The organism is Paracoccus albus (assembly GCF_027913035.1).
GTDB lineage: Bacteria > Pseudomonadota > Alphaproteobacteria > Rhodobacterales > Rhodobacteraceae > Paracoccus > Paracoccus albus.
In genome coordinates this window covers 49,951-72,719 of record NZ_CP115776.1, presented here as the reverse complement: position 1 = coordinate 72,719, position 22,769 = coordinate 49,951, and the positions used below count along the sequence as shown (strand labels likewise).

Annotated in this window: 18 protein-coding genes and 4 pseudogenes; 10 read left to right on the top strand and 12 right to left on the bottom strand. The window is 60.5% G+C overall.

All coding sequences use genetic code 11. From position 1 onward, the window contains the following. The 6 genes from PAF20_RS17050 to PAF20_RS17025 are packed head-to-tail and all read right to left on the bottom strand — an operon-like array spanning position 1 to position 5,965. A complete protein-coding gene (locus PAF20_RS17050) occupies positions 1–912 on the bottom strand; it encodes a dihydrodipicolinate synthase family protein (protein ID WP_271073514.1) in 912 nt (303 codons plus the stop codon). Beyond that, on the bottom strand, positions 909–2,084 hold the full coding sequence (locus PAF20_RS17045; protein ID WP_271073513.1) for an L-rhamnonate dehydratase: 1,176 nt from the start codon (positions 2,082–2,084) through the stop codon (positions 909–911). The genes PAF20_RS17050 and PAF20_RS17045 overlap by 4 nt, the downstream gene beginning before the upstream one ends. Before the next feature lie 11 nt (positions 2,085–2,095). Continuing rightward, positions 2,096–3,112, bottom strand: coding sequence for a 4-hydroxythreonine-4-phosphate dehydrogenase PdxA (locus tag PAF20_RS17040; protein WP_271073512.1), 1,017 nt, complete (start codon positions 3,110–3,112; stop codon positions 2,096–2,098). After that, complete coding sequence (locus tag PAF20_RS17035; protein ID WP_271073511.1) at positions 3,109–4,389, bottom strand: TRAP transporter large permease; 1,281 nt, start codon at positions 4,387–4,389, stop codon at positions 3,109–3,111. Before PAF20_RS17035 ends, PAF20_RS17040 begins: the two co-directional genes overlap by 4 nt. Continuing rightward, positions 4,386–4,946, bottom strand: a complete 561-nt coding sequence (locus tag PAF20_RS17030) for a TRAP transporter small permease (protein ID WP_271073510.1) — start codon at positions 4,944–4,946, stop codon at positions 4,386–4,388. The genes PAF20_RS17035 and PAF20_RS17030 overlap by 4 nt, the downstream gene beginning before the upstream one ends. 59 nt (positions 4,947–5,005) lie before the next feature. Next, positions 5,006–5,965, bottom strand: a complete 960-nt coding sequence (locus PAF20_RS17025) for a TRAP transporter substrate-binding protein (RefSeq protein ID WP_434802966.1) — start codon at positions 5,963–5,965, stop codon at positions 5,006–5,008. 182 nt (positions 5,966–6,147) lie between these two features. On the opposite strand from PAF20_RS17025, the gene PAF20_RS17020 reads away from it, so the two are divergent. Next, complete coding sequence (locus PAF20_RS17020) at positions 6,148–6,801, top strand: GntR family transcriptional regulator (RefSeq protein ID WP_271073508.1); 654 nt, start codon at positions 6,148–6,150, stop codon at positions 6,799–6,801. Between the two features lie 251 nt (positions 6,802–7,052). On the opposite strand, the gene PAF20_RS17015 is transcribed toward PAF20_RS17020, so the two are convergent. The 4 genes from PAF20_RS17015 to PAF20_RS17000 all read right to left on the bottom strand — a co-directional run bounded on the left by PAF20_RS17015 (position 7,053) and on the right by PAF20_RS17000 (position 11,015). Beyond that, positions 7,053–8,474: a UdgX family uracil-DNA binding protein gene (locus tag PAF20_RS17015; protein WP_271073507.1), complete on the bottom strand. Its 1,422-nt coding sequence runs from the start codon at positions 8,472–8,474 to the stop codon at positions 7,053–7,055. Continuing rightward, positions 8,474–9,703, bottom strand: a complete 1,230-nt coding sequence (locus PAF20_RS17010) for a putative DNA modification/repair radical SAM protein (RefSeq protein ID WP_271073506.1) — start codon at positions 9,701–9,703, stop codon at positions 8,474–8,476. The genes PAF20_RS17015 and PAF20_RS17010 overlap by 1 nt, the downstream gene beginning before the upstream one ends. Before the next feature lie 77 nt (positions 9,704–9,780). Next, positions 9,781–10,473, bottom strand: a complete 693-nt coding sequence (locus tag PAF20_RS17005) for an anti-sigma factor (RefSeq protein WP_271073505.1) — start codon at positions 10,471–10,473, stop codon at positions 9,781–9,783. After that, on the bottom strand, positions 10,470–11,015 hold the full coding sequence (locus PAF20_RS17000) for a sigma-70 family RNA polymerase sigma factor (RefSeq protein WP_271073504.1): 546 nt from the start codon (positions 11,013–11,015) through the stop codon (positions 10,470–10,472). Before PAF20_RS17000 ends, PAF20_RS17005 begins: the two co-directional genes overlap by 4 nt. A gap of 140 nt (positions 11,016–11,155) precedes the next feature. Here PAF20_RS17000 and PAF20_RS16995 point away from each other — a divergent pair, with 140 nt between their 5' ends. From PAF20_RS16995 to PAF20_RS16985, 3 genes and pseudogenes are all read left to right on the top strand, one after another. Then, positions 11,156–11,674 carry a fasciclin domain-containing protein gene (locus PAF20_RS16995; protein ID WP_271073503.1) on the top strand — a complete coding sequence of 173 codons (519 nt, stop codon included), beginning with the start codon at positions 11,156–11,158 and terminating at the stop codon, positions 11,672–11,674. Between the two features lie 147 nt (positions 11,675–11,821). Next, positions 11,822–12,223 (top strand): annotated as a pseudogene (locus PAF20_RS16990) (transposase family protein); the annotation flags it as partial. Positions 12,224–12,271: 48 nt separating this feature from the next. Continuing rightward, positions 12,272–12,982: pseudogene (locus PAF20_RS16985) on the top strand (IS6 family transposase). Positions 12,983–13,223: 241 nt separating this feature from the next. On the opposite strand, the pseudogene PAF20_RS16980 reads toward PAF20_RS16985, so the two are convergent. Further along, positions 13,224–14,040, bottom strand: a pseudogene (locus PAF20_RS16980) (ABC transporter ATP-binding protein). Positions 14,041–14,173: 133 nt separating this feature from the next. On the opposite strand from PAF20_RS16980, the gene fepB reads away from it, so the two are divergent. The 6 genes and pseudogenes from fepB (at position 14,174) to PAF20_RS16950 (ending at position 21,806) form a co-directional block, all read left to right on the top strand. Then, on the top strand, positions 14,174–15,115 hold the full coding sequence (gene fepB / locus PAF20_RS16975; protein ID WP_271073501.1) for a Fe2+-enterobactin ABC transporter substrate-binding protein: 942 nt from the start codon (positions 14,174–14,176) through the stop codon (positions 15,113–15,115). Beyond that, positions 15,112–16,113 (top strand): FecCD family ABC transporter permease, encoded by a 1,002-nt coding sequence (locus PAF20_RS16970; RefSeq protein WP_434802965.1) that lies wholly within the window; start codon positions 15,112–15,114, stop codon positions 16,111–16,113. The genes fepB and PAF20_RS16970 overlap by 4 nt, the downstream gene beginning before the upstream one ends. Then, complete coding sequence (locus PAF20_RS16965; RefSeq protein ID WP_271073500.1) at positions 16,110–17,144, top strand: FecCD family ABC transporter permease; 1,035 nt, start codon at positions 16,110–16,112, stop codon at positions 17,142–17,144. Before PAF20_RS16970 ends, PAF20_RS16965 begins: the two co-directional genes overlap by 4 nt. Positions 17,145–17,297: 153 nt before the next feature. Then, positions 17,298–19,382, top strand: a complete 2,085-nt coding sequence (locus PAF20_RS16960) for a TonB-dependent receptor (RefSeq protein ID WP_271073499.1) — start codon at positions 17,298–17,300, stop codon at positions 19,380–19,382. A 49-nt stretch (positions 19,383–19,431) separates the two neighbouring features. Continuing rightward, a complete protein-coding gene (locus PAF20_RS16955; RefSeq protein WP_271073498.1) occupies positions 19,432–20,712 on the top strand; it encodes an NtaA/DmoA family FMN-dependent monooxygenase in 1,281 nt (426 codons plus the stop codon). A gap of 394 nt (positions 20,713–21,106) precedes the next feature. Next, a pseudogene (locus PAF20_RS16950) lies at positions 21,107–21,806 on the top strand (IS6 family transposase). A 182-nt stretch (positions 21,807–21,988) separates the two neighbouring features. On the opposite strand, the gene PAF20_RS16945 reads toward PAF20_RS16950, so the two are convergent. Further along, the gene (locus PAF20_RS16945; protein ID WP_271073497.1) at positions 21,989–22,687 is read right to left on the bottom strand and encodes a fumarylacetoacetate hydrolase family protein; all 699 of its coding nucleotides are present in this window, start codon (positions 22,685–22,687) and stop codon (positions 21,989–21,991) included. Positions 22,688–22,769 lie beyond the last annotated feature (82 nt).

The window sequence follows — 22,769 nt, the reverse complement described above, 5'->3', positions numbered from 1 at the left end:
TCACCTGCCCCACCGCAGAACCAACGGGTCAAGCGGCTTCAGTAGCTCTATCAGCCGGGCGCGAATGGCGGGTTGCAGCGGAACTTCGGGGTGACGGCTGAAATCGGATGCGATGACGCCGCCTTCGAGCATTGCGGCCTTGCAGGACAGCCAGCCGCATTGCCGGTTTTCATGGTTGATCGCCATGGCCACGCGACCGTAAGCCGCCGTCGCCTGTTCCCGCCGCCCAGCATGGAAATGCGTCAGCACCGGCTTGATCTGATCGACAATCATGCCCGAGGTCATCGACCCGGTCGCGCCCGCGTCGAGATCGGCCAGAAGAGTAATGCCTTCCTCACCGTCGAAAGGCGCCTCAATCGCGTCGCCACCTTCGGCGATCAGCGCGCGCAGCTTGTTCGCGGCACGGGTACATTCGATCTTGAACAGCTTCACCATCTCGATCTCTCGCGCCATGCGCACCAGCAGCGGCACGGGCAGATCGACACCCGACATCGGCGCGTCCTGCACCATGATGGGGATGCCGACCTCACCCACGGCAGCAAATTGTTCGAAGGTCTGATCAGGCGTGCCGCGCAGCGTGGCGCCGTGATAGGGCGGCATCATCATCACGATATCAGCGCCCAAATCCTTGGCCAGATGCGCACGCTCAACCGCGATGGGGGTCGCATAATGGCTGATCGTGACAATGACCGGCACGCGCCCCGCCACATGTTCCAGCGACAACCGGGTCAGCAACTCGCGTTCTTCATCGCGCAGGGCGAATTGTTCCGAGTAATTCGCGAGCACACAAATCCCATCTGCGCCCTGATCAATCAGGCAATCCAGCACGCGCTTCATGCCTTCGAGGTCAAGTGTGCCGTCGGGATTGAAGGGCGTTGGCGCGACGGGCCAGATACCGGAGTAGCGGGTCATTCCTGAATCTCAAAATTATGGAGGTGTTTGTCGGTAATCGTTATCCCGAGGCCGGGCTTGTCGTCGTCAAGATCGATGAACCCGTCGACCGCCGCCGGATCGCCTTCGAAGATGTAATAGAACAGCTCATTTCCGACCTCGACATCGAAGACCGGGAAATATTCCGAGATCATGCAATTCGTATTGGCCATGGTCAGGTGATAATTATGCATCTGACCGGCATGGGGGATCACAGGAAGCTGGAAGGCTTCGGCAATGGCGTTGATCTTTTGCGCGGCGGTGATGCCGCCAACGCGGTTGGTGTCATATTGCAGGACGCTGACGGCCTTCTTCTCGATCAGGTCCTTGCAGCCGATCACCGAAAACTCATGCTCGCCGCCGGAGATCGGGACGATGTTCATCGCGTTGAGTTCGCGATAGCCTTCGACATCATCGGCAATCACCGGCTCTTCCAACCAGCGGGGCTCATATTTCGCCAGCTTCGGCAGCATCCGTTTGGTGTAATCGAGGTTCCAGCCCATATAGCATTCCAGCATCAGGTCGGCGTCATGACCGATCACCTCACGCACGGCCTCAACGCGCTTGAGGTTTTCGCGCATCCCCGGCATGCCGTCTTTCGGACCCCAGCCGAAGCGCATCTTATAGGCGTTATAGCCGTTTGCCTTCGCCTCCTCCGCCTCGGCCTGCATCGCTTCGACCGGACCGGAATAAAGCTTGGAGTAATAGACCGGGATCTTTTCCTTGGTGCGACCGCCAAGCAGTTTGAACACCGGCTTGCCAGCCAGTTTGCCCATCAGGTCCCAAATTGCGATGTCGATTGCCGAGATCGCCGTCATCCCGATGCCCTTGCGGCCCCATGCGTGGCTGCGGCGGTACATCTTTTCCCAGATATAGGCATAGTCGAACGGATCCTCGCCGATCACAAGGGGTGCGAACCAGTCGTCGATAGCCTTTTTCACCACTGTCGGCGCAAGTGCAGCATTGCCGATGCCGACCGTGCCGTCCTCGGTCTCGATTTCGCAGGTCAGCCATTGGTGGAAGCGGAAGGATGCCATTGCATCGCCCTTGCTCCACAACGCATCTGACGCGTTGGTACAGAAATTTCCGGTCGGCGGGACGGTCGGGCCGGTCCAGTTCCAGACGCGGGTGCGGATGGATTTTATCTTGGTCATAATGCTGTTCCTTATGCGTCTGCGCGAAGGCTGCGGTGGGTAGCGGCCATGCGGGCCAGCAGGTGAAATGCCTGCCGCGTTGCGCCGACATTGGCCTTGTTCTGTCCGGCGATATCGAAGGCGGTGCCATGGGCGGGCGTGGTCACCGGCACGGGCAGCCCGCCCGCCACGGTCACGCCGCGTTCAAAGCCCATCAGCTTGATCGCGATCTGTCCCTGGTCGTGATACATCGTGACAACTGCATCGACCTCGCCCCGCCTGGCCCTGAGGAAAACCGTGTCCGAGGGCCAGGGCCCGGTGACATCCTTCTGATGCAGCCGCGCGGCCTCGACGGCGGGGGCGATGATTTCGATCTCCTCTCGCCCGAATTTACCGTCGTCGCCGGCATGTGGGTTCAGGGCGGCCACCGCTATGCGCGGGCGAACAACCCCTGCCCGCTTCAGCGTCTGCTCTGCCAGCCCGATTGCGTCCGACACACCCTGCATCGAGATATTCGCCGCCACATCTTTCAGGCCGATATGGCTGGTCACGCGGGTGGTCATAAGGTCGTCGAGCACGTTCAGTTCCCCATGATAGCCGCCAAAGCCGAGATATCGGGCCATATAGCGATGCTCATCCTCGGCATTCATCCCGCCCCGTGTCAGTGCCGCCTTGTTGAACGGCCCGAACAGGATGCCATCGACCTTTCCAGCCATGGCCAGATCAAGCGCCTTATCCAGCGTGCGAAGGCTGCTGCGGCCGCCTGCCTCTGTCACTTCGGCGATGCGGACCTCGTCAGGGGTCAGCGTATTGAGGTTAAGCCAGCCAGTGCCGGACAGCGATGCGATGTCGTCCTCGGTGACCGCGCGCAGATCCAGCGGCAGCCCCGCCTGCGCCGCACCTTGGCGCCAGATATGTTCGTCGCCGACCAGAACGATATTGGCGGCGGCGGCGACATCGCCTTCCTGCAACAGCTTTGCGATCAGTTCCGGCCCGATGCCGGATGGGTCGCCCGGAATAATGGCGATGGTTGGTTTCTTGTTCGTCACTTGACCAACTCCGTCAGGGAAAGAGACACTGCGGGCACATAGGTCACCAGCAGCAGAATAAAGGCGAGAACGCCGATGAAAGGCAGGTTGGCGCGCGAGGTTTCCCAGATCCCCGCCCGCGCGATCGAGCAGGAGGTGATCAGCACCGAAGCCACTGGCGGCGTCTGCTGACCAATCGCGAGGTTCAGCGTGACCATGATCCCGAAATGGATCGGGTCGATGCCCACGGCATTCACAAGCGGCATGACCACAGGCATAACCAGAATGATCGCGGCCGCGCCGTGCAGGAACATGCCCAGCACCAGCAGCAGCAGGTTCAGCAGCGCCAGCACGATCAGCGGGTTCGTGGTCATCCCGGTGATCTGCGCGGCCAGTTGCTGCGGCACCTGCGCCTGCGTCAGAAACAGCCCAAGCGCGGCCGAGGTTGCCACCAGCAGCATGACCACGCCGGTTTGGCTTACCCCGTCCAGCATGGCCCGGTGAAGGACGCGCAGATCCAGATCGCGATAGATGAACAGCCCGATAAGCAGCGCTGCGACCACGGCCAGCCCCGCGCCTTCGGTCGCGGTCACAAGGCCCGAGAAGATACCGCCCAGAATGATGACCGGCATCAGCAGCGCCCAGAACGCCTTCTTGAACGTGTCCCAGACATGGCACAGATCGAAGCCTTCGGCCCGCGGCAGATCATAGCGCACGGCAAGGATATAGGTCACCAGCATCAGCAACCCGCCGCCCATCACACCCGGAATGATGCCCGCGACGAAAAGCTTCAGGACCGAGACCTCGGCAATCGCGCCGTAAAGGATCATCGGGATTGAGGGCGGGATGATGATGGCAAGCGAGGCCGAGGACGACGTGATCGCGGCGGCCAGCGTGCGTGAATAGCCGCGCTTCTTCATTTCGGGGATCAGCACGGTTCCGGTCGCGGCGACATCCGCCACGGCAGAGCCGGAAATCTCGGCGAATACCATCGACACGCCGATATTGACCATGCCCAGCCCGCCCCGCACAAAGCCGATCAGCGCGGTGACAAAGGTAATCAGGCGCGCCGAAATGCCGGATGTGTTCATCAGGTTTCCGGCAAGGATGAACAGCGGAATGGCGATCAGCGGGAATTTCGTGGCGCCAGCATAAAGCGCGATGGCCACGTCATACAGGCTGGCCGGGCCGACGGTCAGTGCAAACCCGGCCGTTGCAACCACACCGATTGCAATCGCAATCGGGACGTTGATCATAATCAGACCGATCAGCGCGAACGTTGTGCAAAGCAGGATCATTTCTTGTCATCCTTCAGCATGGCCGCGTTCTCACGCTCGGCCTGAGCGATTGCATGCTCGATTTCGGCATGTTCCTGATCAATCCCCTGCGCCGCATTTCGCACCGTGCGCGGCATGGTCAGCAGCGTGCCTATGATCATCAGCACGGCAGAGATCGGAACGATGGATTGCACGATATCAAGGGTCATCCAGCGAAGGCTCAGCAGGGAATCCCACTTGGCGACGGCCAGAACCGCGTTGCCATACCAAGCGACGACCGCGAAATAGCCGATAACCAGAAATTCGGAAAACAGCGTCAGCGCCACCGCGGCACTGCGCGGAAGGGCAGCGACGAGGCCGCCAAAGCTCATATGCTGTCGTTGGAAGATCGCGTAGCTTGCACCGAAATAGGTCAGCCATGCCAGCAACATGCTGGCGATTTCATCATACCAGGACGGCGAGGCGCCCAGATATCGCATGGTCGTCGCATAGACGACCGAGCCTGTCAGGCCCAGCAGCAACAAAAGACAGACGGCCTCGATGCAACGCACCAGCCCGCGCTCTATTATGGCGAACATTGGGGACTCCGGGGTTGGACCGCCCGCGCCAAACCGGCGCGGGCAGGTTTCATGGCAGCTTATTCAGCGAGTGCCTGCGCTTGGCTGACCAATTCGCCGCCGCCTTCGACCTGCGCCGCGAAAGCTTCGTAGACCGGGGCAGAGGCAGCGATAAATGCCGCCTTGTCGGCCTCATTCACCTCCATGCCTGCGGCTTTCACCTTCTCGACCAGTTCGGCATCGGCCGTCTCACCCTCGGCCAGCGACCAGTCCTGAACCGAGGCCGCAACTTCCGCCGCTGCGGTGCGCACATCATCCGGCAGCTCGTTCCAGACCGGCAGGCCGGCGGTCAGATAGGTGGGCGAATAAACATGGCCCGTCAGGCTCAGATGCTTCTGCACCTCCTGGAAATTCGCGCCGGTGATATTCGTCAGCGGGTTTTCCTGCCCCTCCATCGTGCCGGTTTGCAGCGCAACGAACACCTCAGAGAATGCCATAGGCGTTGGGTTCGCGCCCCATTCGTTGAACATCGCGACCCGCCATTCAGATGATGGCGTGCGGATTTTCAGACCGGCCAGATCCTCGGGCGTGTTGATCGGGCGCACGCTGTTGGTGATCTGGCGGAACCCGTTTTCCCAGGTCGAGATTAGTTTCAGCCCCGCCTCTTCCGCCTTCCCGGCCAGCGTCGTCTGAACGATTTCAGCATCAATCGCCTTCAGATGTGCGCGATCCTGCACCAGAAACGGCATGTCGAACAGCGCGAATTCCGGCGCCGCGTTCGTCATTATCGAAGAAATCAGCGTGAAATCCACCGTCCCGAGGCGAAGTTTCTGCAGCAGTTCCTTCTCATCGCCAAGCTGGCCGTCAGCGTAGAACTCGACCACATGCGCATCGCCAAGCCGGGTCTGCAGGTCTTCGGCGAATTTCGCCGCACTGCGCCCCTGAAGGCTGTTGGACGCCGCACCGACCGCGACAACATAGGTTTCAGCACTTGCGCTGATGGCCCCGAAAGACGCGACACTGGCAAGCAGCGCGGCCATACCCAAACGAACAGATTTCATGACTTTCCTCCTCTGTCGAAAACTGACGGTCCTCGCGCCGCCACATTTATTCTGTATTTTGTATACAAGCACAAAAAATATTTTTGCAATATATTTTTTAGGTTGGGCTTCGGCGTGGCGCGGTGCTATCTTCAAGGGCCAATCATTACAGACCGGCCAGCATGAACAGCTCTCTTGCCATCACGACACGCTCGCTTCACGATCAGGTGGTTTCCCGCGTAAGGGACCTGATAATAGAAGGAATTCTTGAGCCTGGCACAAGAATAGATGAAGCGTCACTTATCGAAGAACTGGGCGTTTCGCGCACCCCTTTCCGCGAGGCGCTGCGTACCCTCGCCGCTGAAGGGCTGATCGTCATGCGCCCTTCCCGCGGCTGTATCGTCCGCAAATGGAGCCCGGAAGAAGTGTTCTCCATGCTGGAGGTTCTGGGCAATTTGGAACAACTTGCAGGAGAATTAGCCTGCGTCCGCGCAACTGATGCGGAAGTCGACAAGCTGATCCGCCTGCATGAGCAGATGATGACGCAATACCGCGCCGACGACCGTATGCCATATTACAAGCTGAACCAGCAGTTCCATTCGCAACTGACCGCACTTGCAAAGAACGAACCTTTGGCAGAGATGCAGCGCATCCTGCAGGCCCGGCTGAAACGCATTCGCTTTATCGGCAGTCAAAAGCCTGAGAACTGGGCCGGAGCGGTTGCGGATCATGAGGAAATGGTCGCCGCGCTGAAAGAGCGCGACGGTGCGCGGCTTGGCCGGATCATGCGAGAGCATCTGATGCGCACATGGGATCGGGTAAAAGACAGCATCTGAAGACAAAAGACTCCATCGCAAGCCTCTTCTAAAACACTGCGTTATCAGCCCGCTGCCATGAGCAAGGTCGGAAACTCCGACTTCGGGCGCTCCAAAATCGGTAGGCACGGCGGACACTCTGATAACGGCCGAGGGCACGTGGGTAGCACATCAAGCTAGGTAAATCCCCTTAGATTCAAGGGATTGCTGTACACCATTAAGAGCTTGCGATGCAGAGAAACTCGCCAACTGTGGTATATATTCCCAAATCTTCACTTCGTGATATGCCGTGCATATTGCAGATCTTCCAACAGCATCGATCGTGCGGCTTCGGCATCTTCACCCGATAGCCTGAGGATATAGCTTGGATGCCAACTTATCAAAATTGGGCCACCCTCCATCGCCTGCTCGATCTTTCCTCGCCTCTCGCGAAGAGAGCCGGAGTTTCCGGTCAAAGAAAAAGCCGCCGTCGCGCCGAGTGCGAGCGTCAGCTTGGGCGCAATAAACCGGCGCTCCAGATCAAGCCACCAGCGACAATGCTGGATTTCCCCGCGATTGGGGTTCTGGTGCAGGCGCAGTTTTCCGCGCGGACGAAACTTGAAATGCTTCACCGCATTTGTAAGCCAGACGGGACCCAACTCTGCCTCTTGCATCATCTCCCTGAGCAGTTGACCTGCGGGACCGACGAAGGGGCGGCCTCGCAAATCTTCCTGATCCCCGGGCTGCTCTCCCACGATCATCAAGGCGGCACTGGGATCCCCTTCGCCCCAGACCGTTTGCGTCGCAGTTTGGCATAGATCACAGCGCGTGCAGGACATTGCCGCTTCGCGCGCCTGTTCAAGCGTCTCGGGCTGATCGGTCAGTTGGGTGGAAGGCAAGCGGTCAAGAATGCGGGCCGCGCGCTCTGGCGGATCAGAGGGCAGAGCAGCGCGCATGGCGGCGACGCGGGCATCCGCCTCGGCCAGCATCTGCGGGATCAGGCGCGTTTCGGGCATGTTTTTCCAGTATTTGACTGGCATTTCGGACTTCATTGCCGAAATCTTGACCCGCGCCGGGTTGAATATATTGCGGAAATAGGTCGCCCACAGCGCCTCGCTGGCATCTTCGGGCAGATCGGGACGTTGATGGGGTGCAGGGGCATATTCAAGCACGCCTTCCCGAAAAATGACTGACATTTCCGGCGTCGCGATCAGCCAGTCCATATCTGCGAAACGTCGCGCGAAGAAGTCCGCCGAGCGTTCGGTAATGAAATGCTGCGGCTCGAACCAGGCGGCGAAGCTGCGCCGCGGGGTGTCGCTGGGTATTTCTCGGAAGCGCACAAATGCGTGCATTTTGTGAACGTCGCGCCGGACCGATTTTTCCATCTGTCTCAGCTTTTGCGTCAGCGCATCGGCGGGGTTTGAAAGAGCATGACGGTCAATCTGGTGGCGCAACAACACACGATAGGCAAGCGCGGGAGCTTGCGGATCGGCGTGGCACAGGACAGTGCCGGTCAGGTCAAGCAACGTCTTGCTGGCGATTACGGGATGCGGCCCGACTTTGCTCGGTAACGGATCGGTATCGAACAGCCCGTTATCACCCGGCTGCCGCGTCCATTCGATATCTTCGGCAGCAATTCGGTGACTGGCCAGCCGCCGTGCAATTTCGCGCCAACGCGGTACTGTTGACTGTGCGGGCAGCGCAGCGCGATACATCAGAATAGCGACAATTGCCGGGGTGCGGCGGCAAAGCGCGCCCGAAGGTTTTCGCTGTCCGTCAAGCCGCCCGGCGTCCAGTCCGGCAGGGAAACAAAGGGCCGGGCCTTCTTCATCACCGCGCCGATACGCACCAGATCGGCATAGCGCACCGCGCCGGACCGACGCGCGGCGATGATCCGGTCAACGCTTCTCGTGCCGAAACCGGGGACGCGCAGCAGCATCTCGCGTCCCGCCCGGTTTACGTCAACGGGAAAGCGGGCGCGATTGGCAAGCGCCCATGCCAGCTTCGGATCAATCTCCAGATCCAGATTGCCACCTGTGCCGACCGGCGTGATCTCATCGGCCTCGAACCCGTAGAAACGCATCAGCCAATCGGCCTGATACAGCCGGTGTTCGCGCATCATCGGGGGTCGGATCAGCGGCAGTGCGGCCGAACTGTCGGGGATCGGGCTGAATGCGGAATAGTAAACGCGGCGCAGGCGATAACCAGTATATAGTCGCGAGGCCGTGCCCAGAATATCCCGGTCAGGCGTCGCATCGGCGCCAACGATCATCTGCGTGGACTGACCGGCAGGCGCGAAATTTGCCGGGCGTTTGCCGGTATGGCTGCGATCCCGGCTGGCCTCGGTTGACAGGCGCACACCGGCCATCGCGGCGCGGATCGTCTCAGGCTTCTTTTGCGGCGCAAGCTTGCGCGTGCTGCTGTCCTTCGGCAGCTCGATATTGATCGAAAGCCGGTCGGCATGAAGCCCCGCCTCGTCGATCAGCTCTTTACTGGCTTCGGGAATGGTCTTGAGGTGGATGTAGCCCTTGAAGCCGTGATCGCGCCGCAGCATCCTTGCGATGCGCACCATATCGGCCATCGTGTCATCCGGGCTGCGGATGATGCCAGAGCTGAGGAACAGCCCCTCGATATAGTTCCGGCGATAGAATTCCAGTGTCAGGGTAACGACCTCTTCCGGGGTGAAGCGCGCACGTTCAACCCGGCTGGACACGCGATTGATGCAGTAAGCGCAATCGTAAATGCAAAAGTTCGTCATCAGGATTTTCAGCAGGCTGATGCAGCGCCCATCCGGCGTATAAGCGTGACAGATGCCCGAGCCACCGGCGCTGCCTATGCCACCACCGCGCGAATCGCGGCGTGTCGTCCCGCTGGACGCGCAAGAGGCGTCATATTTCGCCGCATCGGCAAGGATTGCCAGTTTGTCCTGTAATGTTCGCTGCATGGAACAAAGATAGAACACGTTATGACGCAAGCAAGTTGATTTATCTTTATGTCGCGATGTCGCGCCGGTTGGGCGCCTTAGATTCGACGCATTGCTGCTTGCGCGACGACAGGGCCGGTTGCGACGCCGCCCGGTGCGCCACCAGCGGGTTCGTCCGTAATGGCCAGCGTTGCATTCGCCACAAGAATGCGCAGGTCTTCCGGGATTGGCATGGCCGCCTGTCCCTCATGCGGCATGACACCCAGCGAGATCGGCGCGCGTTCGCCCTGAATCAGCCAAAGCTCGAAATCGCGACCCTCTGCGGGTGGTTGACCAGCAACGGAAACGCGCATTTCGCCATCGCTTTCATCGTAAAGCGCGGTCAGCCGGACAGAGCTGTCAACTGACACCATATCCGAAACCCAAAGTCTGGGCTCTGTTTCGGGTTCCGGCTGACCGAACCAAAGCAGCGCGATCATGGCGGCTGACGCGCAGACGGAACCGAGAGAAAGCCATTGCCAGAATCTGACAGCGTTTGCAGGCGGTATGCTTTCCGGGAACAGACGCCTTTCGACACGGTTCCAAACCTTGGCGGGCGGGCTGAGGGGCCTGACCTCATCTGCAATGGGATCGAAATGCGCCTCCCACCTTGCGACCTCGGCCGCCAAAGCCGGTTCATTCAGAAGGCGGCGCCGAAACGTCTCACGCTCTGCCAGTGGCAATGTGCCAAGAACATATTCGCCAGCCGTGGCGATGTCGCGGGGATCGGGCATCGGGATGTCATCGGTCATCTGGACAGACACTCCCTTAATCTGAGCAGGCTGCGACGAAGCCAGCTGCGCATTGTATTCAGCGGAACGGTGAACCGCTCTGCCAGCTCCTGATAGGTTTCGCCTTCGATAAAGGCCAGGCGCACGGCCTCGGCTCGGTCTGGGGCAAGCTCGTCCAGGCAGGCGTCGATCCGTCGTCCCTCAGATCGCATAACAGCTGCGTCTTCCGGGCCGGGGCGATCATCCGAAAGGCTTTCCGCCGCATCCAGATCGCCGCCACCTGGCTTGCGACGGCGCAGCGTGTCGATGGCCAGGTTGCGCGTCACGGCGTTCATCCATGCCTGCGGGCTTGCCACCTGCGCGGAATAACGGTCGGCATTGTGCCAGATTTTTACGAACACCTCCTGCAAGACATCTTCCGCCTCTTGCTGATCCTTCAGGATACGCAAGCTGATCCCGAAAAGTTTCGGTGAGGTCATGCTGTAAAGCTGCCGGAACGCGGCACGGTCCCGCAAGGCGACCCGTGCGAGCAGTTCCTGCAACTCTGCCGCATCTGAGGACATAGAGGGCTCCGGTTCGCTGGGCTGAGGATGCAACAGCGCAGACCCGACCGCAAGCCATCGCTGATTTTCACGAAAGCGTGAGCACCGCAACAATTGTCGCTTCGCTTTCGTCACCAGATGACCAGCCATAGGAGGATGGAATGAAAGTTATTAAATTTGCAATGACCACGGCCTTTGCTCTGGCGGCCTCGACCGCCCTTGCGCAGGACGCAACCGAAATGCCGGCGACTGTTGCGGATATCGTGATGGAATCCGCAGATCACACGACGCTTGAACAGGCCGTCGTCGCGGCTGAAATGGGTGAAGCGCTTATGGGCGAAGGTCCGTTTACCGTTTTTGCCCCGACCGATGCGGCCTTCGCAGCCTTGCCAGAGGGCGCGCTTGAAGAGGCGATGATGCCCGAAAACAGGGAGCAGCTTGTCCAGATTCTCGGCTGCCACGTGGTTGAGACGAAGGCGCTTGCTGCCGATGTCGCGCAAATGATTGCCGATGATGGCGGCGCGCATCCGGTGACGACAATGGGCAACTGCAATCTGACCCTGACGCGCGACGGTGAAATGGTGAAGATCAACGACAGCGTAACGGTTACCGCCGCAGATATGGAGGCCGGCAACGGCGTCGTCCACGTCATTGACGGCGTGCTGTTGCCGGCGATGTGATCGCGCCGTCGTAAAAGCTGATCCGGGCGATGGCTTCGCTGCGCCCGGATTTTGCATGGCTTGATGCCGGGTTGAACGCAGAGTGACTGAAACCTTCGCTCTCTCGGCTTTTGCAGCGGCTCGACCACGCACGCCGTCGAAGCTCACATACAGCGATCGCAAGCTTCGATCGCGGAGTTGAGTCGCGAACTTGAGATCTGTCCCAAGACAGTTGCCAAATGACGCAAGCGGCAATCGGTCGAGGATCAAAAGGCCGGGCCGAAAGAGCCGCGCTCAACCATTCTCAGCGAAGAAGAAGCGATGGTCATTGCCTTGCGGCGTCACACGCTCTTGCCTCTGGACGATTGTCTCTATGCCTTGCAGCCCTCGATCCCCCATCTGACACGATCTTCATTGCATCGCTGTTTTCAGCGACATGGAATATCGCATTTGCCTGACGTCGAAGGTGACAAACCTAAGCGGCAGAAGTTCAAGCGATATCCTATTGGCTGTATCCATATGGACATCGCCGAGGTCAGGACGGAGGAAGGCAAGCTCTATCTGTTTGTCGGGCATTGCCAACTTGCTGACGCACCTGCGGCAGTTTAGCCGTTCACCATGAATATTGTAGCTGAGATGCCGCGCCTGAAGGCTTTCGTTTCCCGCGCGAGATCATCGCTTACGCCGTTTGGGCCTACCATCGGTTCGCGCTGCGCACGGCGGATGTAGAGGATCTGCTCCGCTGAGGGGGCCGTAATTGTCAGCCGGGAAGCTGTTCGCAAATGGGTGCACCGGTTTGGTCGGCATTTCGCACATTGCATCAAGCGCGACCGGCCCGCTGCGGCGGAGAAGTGGCATCTGGACGAAGTCGTCGTGCCGATCAACGGCGTGAAGATGTGGTTGTAGCGGGCCGTGGATGGGAGCGGGGATGTGCTCGACATTCTGGTGCAGCCAAGGCGAAACGCCAAAGCGGCCAAGCGCTTCTTGCGTCAACTGATCGCCCGTTTTGCCCAGCCCCGCGTTATCATTACGGACAAGTTGCGCAGCTATATCAAACCGATCCGTCAGCTGGCCCCGGACGCCGACCACCGCGCCCACAAAGGGATCAACAACCGGATCGAGGGCTCGCACCGACCGACGCGGAAGCGAGAGAAGCTCATCGGCCGGTTCAAGTCGCCTAGGCAGGCGCAGCGTTTCCTGTCCGTCCATGACCAGATCAATACGATATTCAGACCCCGCCGCTATCGTCTTTCCGCCATCTCATACCGCCACGCCAGATCCGATGCCTTTGATCTGTGGCAGAGCTATGCCCGCGAAATGATTGCCTGAAACGGGCTGTTCACACCAATTGCAGATCAGTTACAACACGTCGGCAATCTCTGTTGGAACAGGCCCGAAAGCTTGGATGGGCACAGCGCAGCAATCACTTACTGCCAAATAATTCAGGGTCAGGCTGCAGTCATTCTGGACCCACAGCAAGAGGTCGCCTGCGTCGTCACATCATTTGCGGATATTGGCAGCATCCGCAGCGAAAATGACAGTGAGGCGATGTTGCGGGCCGCAAGGCAGATCAATATCGAAACTGGCGGAACCCCGGCCGCGCGTCAGCCCTGACGCCCCTTCGGCACGACCATTGGTCGCCCCGTCACCGGATCGGGGATGATCAGGGTGTGCAGGCCGAAGACCTCCGCAATCAGCGCTTCGGTCACGATTTCTTCGGGCCTCCCTTCAGCGATGATTGCACCGTCGCGCATCGCGATCAGATGGGACGCATAGCGGCAGGCCTGATTGAGATCGTGCAGCACGGCGGCGATGGTCCGACCCTTGGCGTTCAGGTCGGTCAGCAGCTCCATCAACTCGATCTGATGGGCGATATCCAGATAGGTCGTTGGCTCATCAAGCAGCAGGATCGGTGTTTCCTGCGCCAGCACCATGGCAATCCAGACCCTCTGGCGCTGCCCGCCCGACAGTTCGGCAACCGGCCGCGTGGCGTGATCGGTCATGCCAGTCGCGTCGAGCGCCTCGGAAACCGCGCGTTCATCCGCCAGTGACCATTGCCGCAGGAACGATTGATGCGGAAAGCGCCCGCGCGCAACCAGGTCGGCGACCGTGATGCCATCCGGCGCGATGGCACTTTGTGGCAGCAGGCCAAGGCGCCGGGCGACATCACGGACGGGCAGGCGGCCGATTTCTGCCCCATCCAGGATCACACGACCGGCGGCGGGCGTGAGCAGGCGCGACAATGCGCGCAGCAGGGTCGATTTGCCGCAGGCATTCGGGCCGACAATCACGGAAAGGGACCCGTCCGGAATTGCGACCGACAGACCGCGGGAGATCTCGCGCATGTCATAGCGCAGCGTGGCGTTTTCGGCTGACAGGCGATGCATCGGTGACTCCTTGCTCGATCACCCTCATGTTGCATTGCGGAATGCGTTCTGCAATATGGCCGCAGCCGTCGGTTCCCTCTTGTCCCCCGATCAGCCAGCGACTTGTCAGACCCGGAACCGGTAAAAGGCACCCATGTTTCGCACCCTGTTTCTGATCGCGGTGGCCCTGCCCTTCGCCCTTTATGCGCAGGATACCGGCTGGCCGCGCGATATTGCGCATGACACGGGCGAACTGACGCTTGAACAGGCGCCGCAGCGGATTGTTTCAACCTCGCCCAGCCTGACCGGAATCCTGCTGGCCATTGACGCGCCGCTTGTCGCGACGGCAGCAACGGCTGTCGGGCCGCTGACGGACGACAAGGGTTTTTTCCACCAATGGGCGCAGGCTGCAGACGCGCAGGGGGTGGCGGTGCTCTATCCCAACCTGCAATTCGATATCGAAGCACTGATCGGCGCCACGCCGGATCTGGTCGTCGCCTCATCAACCGGGGGCGATAGCGGGCTGGACTATATGGCCGAACTGGATGCACTTGGTATCCCGGCCATTGCGTTGAACTATGCCGATCAAAGCTGGCCAGAGATGGCGCGGATGCTGGGCCGGGCAACCGGCCGGGAACAGCAGGCCGAAGAGGCAATCGCCAGCTTCGCGGCATATTCATCCGACGCAACGGCCCGGATCGCAGTGCCGAAGGGCGGCGCCAGCATCGTCGGCTATGATATCGGCGGAAGCTGGTCCATCGGCAAGTCCGACAGCCCGCAGGCAGAAATCCTGACCGCGCTAGGCTTCACGGTCGAACCGCTGCCCGAAAATCTGCGCGGTGCGGTCACCCGATCATCGGATTTCGACTTTATCTCTCGTGAAAACCTGTCGGCTGCGATCACCGGCGAGACGGTGTTTCTGCTGGCCGGGGACGAACGCGACGTGGCGGCCTTCATGGCCGATCCGGTTCTGGCCAACCATCCGGCGGTCCTGTCGGGCCGGGTCTATCCGCTTGGCAAAAGCTCTTTCCGTATCGATCCCTATTCGGGGCGCCAGATGATCGACACGGTGCTGGAGCATCTGCCCACACAATGACGCGCGGACGACGCTTCTGGCTGGCGTTCGGGCTGGCGGTCCTGTTACTAGTCATGGCCGCCAGTCTTGCGGTCGGGTCGCGCCATATCCCGCTGCCCGTTATCCTCGATGCACTGCGCCAGCCCGACCCCCGCAATGACCTGCATCTGATCGTCCGAGAGCTTCGTGTGCCGCGCACCCTGCTGGCAGCCTTGGCGGGTGCTGCGCTTGGCATGGCCGGGGCGATGATGCAGGCGCTGACCCGCAACCCGCTGGCCGAGCCGGGGCTTCTGGGCATCAATGCCGGCGCCGCGATGGCAGTGGTGCTGGGCATCGCGCTGTTCGAACTGTCAGATATTGCAGGCTATGTCTGGTTCGGCTTTGCCGGCGCCGGTCTCGCGGGTGCAGTCGTTGTCCTGCTGGGCCGGGCGCACGACACCGGCTCCGATCCGATCCGGCTGGTTCTGGCAGGTGCGGGATTGTCGGTGGTGCTGGGCGCGCTGACCGGCATTCTGGTGCTGAATGCCCCGTTGGAGCTTTTCGACGCCTTACGCAAATGGACCGCCGGCTCGATGGAGGGACGCGGGCTTGATGTGGCGGCGGTGCTGGCACCGGCGGTATTGGCAGGCGGATTGCTGGCAGCCGGGCTGGCGGGCAACCTGAACGCCATCGCATTGGGTCAGGATCTGGGACGAACGCTTGGGGTCAGGACCGGGCGGGTCTGGGTGCTTTCCTGTCTGACGGTGATGTTGCTGGCAGGCGCCGCGACGGCGGCGGTCGGGCCCGTCGGCTTTGTCGGGTTGCTGGCACCCCATGCGGCGCGGATCATTTGCGGGCCGGACCACCGGCTGATCCTGCCGGCCTCGGGCCTGATCGCAGCTTTCCTGCTGCTGACGGCCGACATCATGGGCCGCGTCCTTGCCCGGCCAGAGGAGATCGCCGCCGGAATTGTCGCAGCCATCCTTGGTGGGCCGTTCTTCATCATCCTTGTGCGCCGCTTTCGGCTGGTGGGATCATGAACGGGTCGTTCCGGGCCTTGCGGCTGGGTTCGCTGTCTGTGCTTTTCCGCCCTCGTGTGGCGCTGATCTGTGCGCTGCTTTTCATGGTTCTGCTGGCTCTTGCCGTCCTGTTGATGGGAACCGGGACGATGCCGCTGCCTGTGGCCGAGCTTCTGGCGATACTTGGCGGGACAGGCGACAATCCTGCCGCCGAACAGATTGTCATGAGGGTTCGTTTGCCCCGGCTGCTGACCGGCGCGTTTGTCGGGGCTTCACTTGGGATGGCGGGGGCGATGTTTCAGTCAGTCGCGCGCAACCCGCTGGGATCGCCCGATGTGATCGGCTTTACCACCGGCGCGGCGACGGGGGCGATTGTGCAGATTGTTATGTTCGGCGCGGGCCCGCTGGCGACGGCGCTTGCCGCTATGATCTCTGGCGTGGCGACGGCGGCGGCTGTCTTTCTGCTGTCGCGCAAAGGCGGGTCAGCAGGGGGGCAGCGGCTGGTGCTGGTCGGAATCGGCATCGGGGCGACGCTGTCGGGACTGAACACGATGCTGGTTGTGATGGGCAACCTGGACCGGGCCATGGCCGCACAGGTCTGGCTGGCCGGGTCGCTGAATATGCGGACATGGTGGCATGTGCTGCCAGCCAACATGGGATTTCTGCTGATTGCGCCCATTGCATGCTGGCACGGCCGCCGCCTGAGCCTGCTGGATATGGGCGACGACATGGCCCGTCAACTGGGCGTCGCGACCGAAAAAACGCGGCTGGTGGCGGTTCTGGCGGCGGTCAGCCTGACCTCGGTAGCGACGGCGGCGGCCGGGCCAATCACCTTTGTGGCACTTGCTGCACCACAGCTTGTGCGGCGGCTGACCCGAGCGCCAGAGATCCCGATGCTGCCTGCCGCGCTGATGGGTTCGGTTCTGCTGCTGGCCGCCGATCTGCTGAGCCAGCGGATCGCTGGAAATCTTGTGATGCCAATCGGCCTGACGACAGGTCTGCTAGGCGGGCTTTACATCTTGTGGCTCCTAACCCGGACCGGGCGGCGCTAACGCTGTTGAAATCCGACAACATTTGCGCCCGCAGGTTCAGATTCGGCACTCCGGTCCTTGATATGCAGAACACATTCTGTATAGGGGGACGCAAAACAACACGTCAGCAAGCCCATGTGCCAGCCAGCCGACCGAATGGTTAGGAATATGCACATGACTCAGCGCAGATACGCGCATCTCATGGGCGGCGTTGCATTTGTCACGCTGTCACTGGGTTGCCCCACACTCGCCCTCGCACAGGACGGCACCACGAACCCGGTAATCGTCCTGGATACTTTGGTAATCACGGGCGAAAAACTCTCCCGCAGCATCGATAAGACGGCATCGTCGGTGGCCGTGGTCACGGCCGAGGATCTTGAAGAGAACTCGCAGATCGAAACCGTGGCCGAGGCGACAGCCGACGTCCCCAATCTCAGCTATGCCAATACCGGTGGCTTCGCAGGCGCGCCCACTATTCGTGGCCAGGACAGCGAGGGGCCCAATTCCGGCGCCACGGCGTTTTTCGGCGGCACGCAGCCGCGCACATCCGTCAATCTTGACGGGCATTACCTGAACTATAACGAGCAGGTCTTCAGCGGCACCGCCGTATGGGACGTTGACAGTATCGAGGTCTTCCGCGGACCCCAGACCGTCGCTCAGGGCGCGAATTCCATTGCCGGCGCCATTATCGTCAACACCAAAGACCCCACTTTCTCCCCTGAAGGGGCCGTGCAGCTGGAATATGGCAGCCGCAACAAGCGCCGGGTTTCGGCAATGTATTCGGCCCCCATTGCGAAGGATCTGGCGGCGCGCGTCGCACTGGACTATTCGGCGCGCGACACCTTTATCGACTATACCAGCACGGCCTATCAGGAAACCGACACCGGCCACGATCTTGAAAGCCGGAATGCGCGGGTCAAGCTGCTGTGGCAGCCCGAGGAACTGCCGGGTTTTGAGGCGAAGCTGACCTTCAGCCACAGCAACACGAACCGTCCGACCTGGGAAGCGGCGACCATTCCCTTTGAAGATCGCGACAGCACCGCGACCTCGAACCCATCATGGGCGCAGCGCACGAATACGACGGTGCTCGATCTTCGCTATGATGCCGCCAACGGCACAACGCTGACAAACCGGCTGCAATATTCCGACGGCCATACCTTCCGCGAAACCGTCCCCGAGACATCCGGCACCGCGATCCTTGATACCAAAAGCATCTCGAACGAGACCCGCGCCACTTTCGGCACCGAGGACGATCCGATCAGCGGCGTGGTGGGCCTTTATGCATCGCGCAACGAGGCCGATGAATACCTGAATTTCCGCGGCGACTCTAACTATTACGACGAAAAGGAAAGCCTCGGCATCTTTTCCGAGGTGAACTGGCGCTTCGCAGATCGCTGGATTCTGTCCGGCGGGCTGCGCTATCAGCGCGACCATATCGTGAGAAACGGTGAATCGTCCTTCGCCAGAACCAAGCTGGACTATGACGAAATCTTCGACGCCTGGCTTCCCAAGCTTTCGCTGGCCTATGAGATCCGGCCCGATACCACCATCGGCGCCTTGATCAGCAAAGGGTATAACCCCGGCGGCACGTCGCTGAACCTCAATAACGGCGTCTATTACGATTACGGCGCCGAAACGGTGTGGAACTATGAACTGTTCGGCCGCGCGCGGCTGCTGGATGATCGCCTGTTCCTGACCGGGAATCTGTTCTACAGCGAGTTTGACAACGCGCAGCGCTATGTCTTTGCAGAGGTCGTGGGCGGGCTGTGGTCGTCCTACACGATAAATGCCGACAAGGCGAAATCCTATGGGCTGGAGGTCACGGCAGACTATCACGCCAGCGACGCGCTGCGCCTCAAGGCCGGGCTTGGCCTGCTGAGGACCGAGATCACCGAGTTTTCAGATGCGATTGGCGATTATGAAGGCACCGAATTCGCCCGCGCGCCACGCAAGACGCTGACGCTCGGCGCCGACTGGGACATCACCCCGGACCTGCGCCTTTCGGGCAACCTGCGCTATACCGACGGATACTATTCCGATGACGCCAATTCGGATGATCGCAAGGTCGACAGCTTCACCATCGCCAATACGCGCATGACCTATACGCCGCGCGACAACATGGAGCTGTTTGCCTATGTCAACAACATCTTCGACGAGAACGCCGCCACCTTCATGCGCCCCTCTGCCACCATCGGCGGCTATGAGGCGACGGTAACGGAACCGCGCGAACTGGGCGTTGGCCTGAAGGTAACATTCTGATCGGATGCGGCGCGGCCCGACCGCGCCGCCCGCATGTCGGGGAAGGTGCATGGCGGAACGGAAGAGGCAGCTTACGATCGGGCTCAGCCTGACAGCGACCTGGCTGAAAGGGGCGTCGGAGCATCGCAACGTCGATGAGGACCCGGTGGCCTTCAACGTCAGGCTCGCGCAGATGGCCGAAACCGCAAAGCTGGATTTCGTGTTCAAACCCGACACGTTGTTTGTCCCGCCCGGCACGCCTGCCAAGGGTGCCGCACCTCTCGACCCAACGCTTGCGCTGACAGCAGTTGCGCTGAATACCAGCCATATCGGTTTGGTCACAACCATCTCGACCAGCTTCAACCCGCCATATGTCACCGCCCGGCAATTGCAGTCGCTGCATTGGATGAGCGGCGGGCGGGCCGGCTGGAACATTGTCACTTCGCTTGAGGGTGCGGGGAATTTTGGTGCGGCAGAGATGCCACCACCCGAGGCGCGATATCGCAAGGCCGCGGAATTTGTCGATACTGTCAAGGCACTGTGGAGATCCAATCCTCCGCAGGATCTGGCCGATGGCCGGCCCTTGCCGCCGGTCAACCACAGGGGTGAGTTCTTCCACGTCGACGGGCCGTTGAATATCGCGGGTCACCCCGCCGGCGATCCGCCGCTGTTTCAGGCCGGGGCCTCGGATCGGGGCCGCAGCTTCGCCGCCAGTGTCGCCGACGCAATTTTCGCGGCGACACCCGATATGGCTGCCGCACAGGAATTGCGGGCCGATCTGCGCCGCCGCGCTGTTGCCGCCGGCCGTCCCGCCGATGCGATCCGGGTGCTGCCGGGTCTGTATTTCTTCATCGCCGAAACGCGGGAAGAGGCATGGGCACTGCACCGCCGCGCACATGATCATTTCACCCGTGAACAGCGGCTGGAAAAGCTGCGCATGGTCCTGGGCATCGACCTATCGCATCTGCCCGACGAACAGATTCTGACAGCCGAGGATCTGCCCGGATGCGACCACCCTGTCCGAAGCCGCACCCATGCCGACCTGCTGCGCCGACACATCCTTGAGAACCGCCCGACACTCGGCGAGGTCCTGCACCGCCCCGAAGTCGTCGGCTCGGCCCATTGGGTCGCCGTCGGCACGGTCGAGGATGTGCTGGCCGAGATCGTATCCTGGCACGATGAGGGCGCCATAGACGGCTTCATCGCGCTGCCCGGCGGGTCAGAGGAGTCGATGCGGCTTTTCTTCGATCAGCTTATGCGGCGGCTTGCAGATATGGGGCTGTTTCGGAACGACTATGGCGCCAAAACGCTTGCCGAGCACCTGTTAAAGGTTGACGCAAAGATGTCTTGACGGCCCTCATATTGGCAAATCCCTTGAAGATCTGCCACTCGCGTCACCATCCGGCTTATGCACCAGACGCATGACAGACAGCCCTATAAATGCATTGGACAGCCGCGCGGCCTGTTGGTCAACTCAGGCAATGCAAGGCCTTGTTGCTGAACGCCACGGCGTTGGCCAATCGCAGACCGACATTCAAACACTAAACCGAATCCATCCGGAGGCAAGTGATGAGACTCGTTCCAAATATGCTGCTAGGGCTTGGCGCGCTAACATGGGCGGCATTCGGCACCGCACCCGCAATGGCAGAATACCCGTAAAAGCCACTGACCATAACCGTCCGGGATGTTGTCACGTTAACAGGCCTGAGGTTGCGTGTTTCTTGATCTGGACGTAGGCGCTGTCGATGCAGACAAAGAAAATCAGCTACATGCGCCATCGCTTTCCGCCTCAGATCATTTCCAATGTTGTCTGGCTCTGCGCTCGATTCCACCTGAGCCTGCGCAAAGTCGAGGAGTTGATGCTGGAAGGAGGCGTGGACGTTTCGTATGAAACGATCCGGCGTTGGACCGTCAAGTTCGTCCTCTGATCGCCCACGCTCCGCGGCGACGGCAGCCTCGTCCTGACGATGTCTGGCATCCGGACGAAGTCGTCGTGAAGATCGCGGGCCGGTCATACTGGCTATGGCGCGCGGTCGATCAAAACGATGTCGTTCTTGAGGAAATCCTGCAATCGAAGCGCGACAAGCGCGCCGCAAAGCGACTGTTGATCAAGCTGATGAAACGCTGGGGCTTCGCTCCCAAAACGGTCATTACAGACAAATTGCGATCCTATGGCGCCGCTAAGCGCGAAGTCGCGCCCGGGCTTGATCATTGGCCCCACAAGGGTCTGAACAATCGGGCTGAAAACAACCATCTATCATTTCGAAAAGAGAGCGTGTGATGCAGGGCTTCCGGTCCCCGGGCGGGTCGCAGCGGTTTATGACTTGCCATTCCGCAACCCGCAATCGTTTCTCTGTTCCAGCCCGTCGCCGTTCCGCTCTCACCATCCGCTACCATAGGCTCGACGCATTCGAGGCGTGGAAATCCGCGGCAAACGTCGCTTAATCAGCGCCCGGCACCCAGGCTAGAAAACTCAGCGAGTTAATGTGACAACACACCAAGCTCCCTGATCGCGTCGTCAATAAATTTCTGGCCGCTCTGGCCGTCAATGATGCTTCTGTAAATCATAAGGCAGGACTATCACGCGTATAGGCCGCTGCACAGTATTTACTGATCACACCCCACACTCAGGCGGCAGGCTGACCGATCTTGACCTGCATCGGCTCCAGCCCGTCGACCGAGCAGTCCAGCACATCGCCAGACACCACCGCACCGACGCCGGCCGGAGTGCCGGTCATGATGATGTCGCCGGCTTTCAGCTCATTCTGCTCTGACAGTTTTGCGATGATCTCGTCGATCTTCCAGATCAGCAGGGATATGTCGGCGTCCTGCCGCGTCTCTCCGTTGACGTCCAGCTTCACATGACCTTTGGTCATGATGCCGATATCGTCTGCGCGTGTGATGGGTCCAATTGGGGCGGATTTGTCGAAGGCTTTCGTCACCTCCCACGGCAGACCCTTTTCCAGTGCTTCCGCCTGATGGTCGCGGCGCGTCATGTCCAGACCGACCGCGTAGCCGAAGATATGGCTGGAGGCATCCCTTTCGGCGATATTATAGCCGCCGGACTTCAGCGCGACGACCAATTCGCATTCATAGTGAAAATTCTTGGTGAAAACGGGATAGGGAATCTCGCCCCCGTTCCTGACGAGCGCATCGCGCGGTTTCATGAAGATTACCGGGGGGTCGCGCTCATCGGCGTTCATTTCGATAATATGCGCGACATAGTTCTTGCCGATGCAGTAGATACGCCGAACCGGGAAAACCTCTTCCGAGCCAGTGATGTCCAGATATGCCTCTTCGGGCGCGGCAACGGCAAACTTCGTCATGGATCCCCCTCCTCATGGGTGTGCTTGCAGCAACTTGAATCGGCTGCACGGGCCGCGTCACGATTCGGTCGCTGCAAGTCAT

What these genes read in the sequence shown, in the direction of transcription:
- PAF20_RS17050 (WP_271073514.1), bottom strand. Translation starts at nt 912, where the DNA reads ATGACCCGCTACTCCGGTATCTGGCCCGTCGCGCCAACGCCCTTCAAT.
- PAF20_RS17045 (WP_271073513.1), bottom strand. Translation starts at nt 2,084, where the DNA reads ATGACCAAGATAAAATCCATCCGCACCCGCGTCTGGAACTGGACCGGC.
- PAF20_RS17035 (WP_271073511.1), bottom strand. Translation starts at nt 4,389, where the DNA reads ATGATCCTGCTTTGCACAACGTTCGCGCTGATCGGTCTGATTATGATC.
- PAF20_RS17030 (WP_271073510.1), bottom strand. Translation starts at nt 4,946, where the DNA reads ATGTTCGCCATAATAGAGCGCGGGCTGGTGCGTTGCATCGAGGCCGTC.
- PAF20_RS17025 (WP_434802966.1), bottom strand. Translation starts at nt 5,965, where the DNA reads ATGGCCGCGCTGCTTGCCAGTGTCGCGTCTTTCGGGGCCATCAGCGCA.
- PAF20_RS17020 (WP_271073508.1), top strand. Translation starts at nt 6,148, where the DNA reads ATGAACAGCTCTCTTGCCATCACGACACGCTCGCTTCACGATCAGGTG.
- PAF20_RS17015 (WP_271073507.1), bottom strand. Translation starts at nt 8,474, where the DNA reads ATGTATCGCGCTGCGCTGCCCGCACAGTCAACAGTACCGCGTTGGCGC.
- PAF20_RS17010 (WP_271073506.1), bottom strand. Translation starts at nt 9,703, where the DNA reads ATGCAGCGAACATTACAGGACAAACTGGCAATCCTTGCCGATGCGGCG.
- PAF20_RS17005 (WP_271073505.1), bottom strand. Translation starts at nt 10,473, where the DNA reads ATGACCGATGACATCCCGATGCCCGATCCCCGCGACATCGCCACGGCT.
- PAF20_RS17000 (WP_271073504.1), bottom strand. Translation starts at nt 11,015, where the DNA reads ATGTCCTCAGATGCGGCAGAGTTGCAGGAACTGCTCGCACGGGTCGCC.
- PAF20_RS16995 (WP_271073503.1), top strand. Translation starts at nt 11,156, where the DNA reads ATGAAAGTTATTAAATTTGCAATGACCACGGCCTTTGCTCTGGCGGCC.
- fepB (WP_271073501.1), top strand. Translation starts at nt 14,174, where the DNA reads ATGTTTCGCACCCTGTTTCTGATCGCGGTGGCCCTGCCCTTCGCCCTT.
- PAF20_RS16970 (WP_434802965.1), top strand. Translation starts at nt 15,112, where the DNA reads ATGACGCGCGGACGACGCTTCTGGCTGGCGTTCGGGCTGGCGGTCCTG.
- PAF20_RS16965 (WP_271073500.1), top strand. Translation starts at nt 16,110, where the DNA reads ATGAACGGGTCGTTCCGGGCCTTGCGGCTGGGTTCGCTGTCTGTGCTT.
- PAF20_RS16960 (WP_271073499.1), top strand. Translation starts at nt 17,298, where the DNA reads ATGACTCAGCGCAGATACGCGCATCTCATGGGCGGCGTTGCATTTGTC.
- PAF20_RS16955 (WP_271073498.1), top strand. Translation starts at nt 19,432, where the DNA reads ATGGCGGAACGGAAGAGGCAGCTTACGATCGGGCTCAGCCTGACAGCG.
- PAF20_RS16945 (WP_271073497.1), bottom strand. Translation starts at nt 22,687, where the DNA reads ATGACGAAGTTTGCCGTTGCCGCGCCCGAAGAGGCATATCTGGACATC.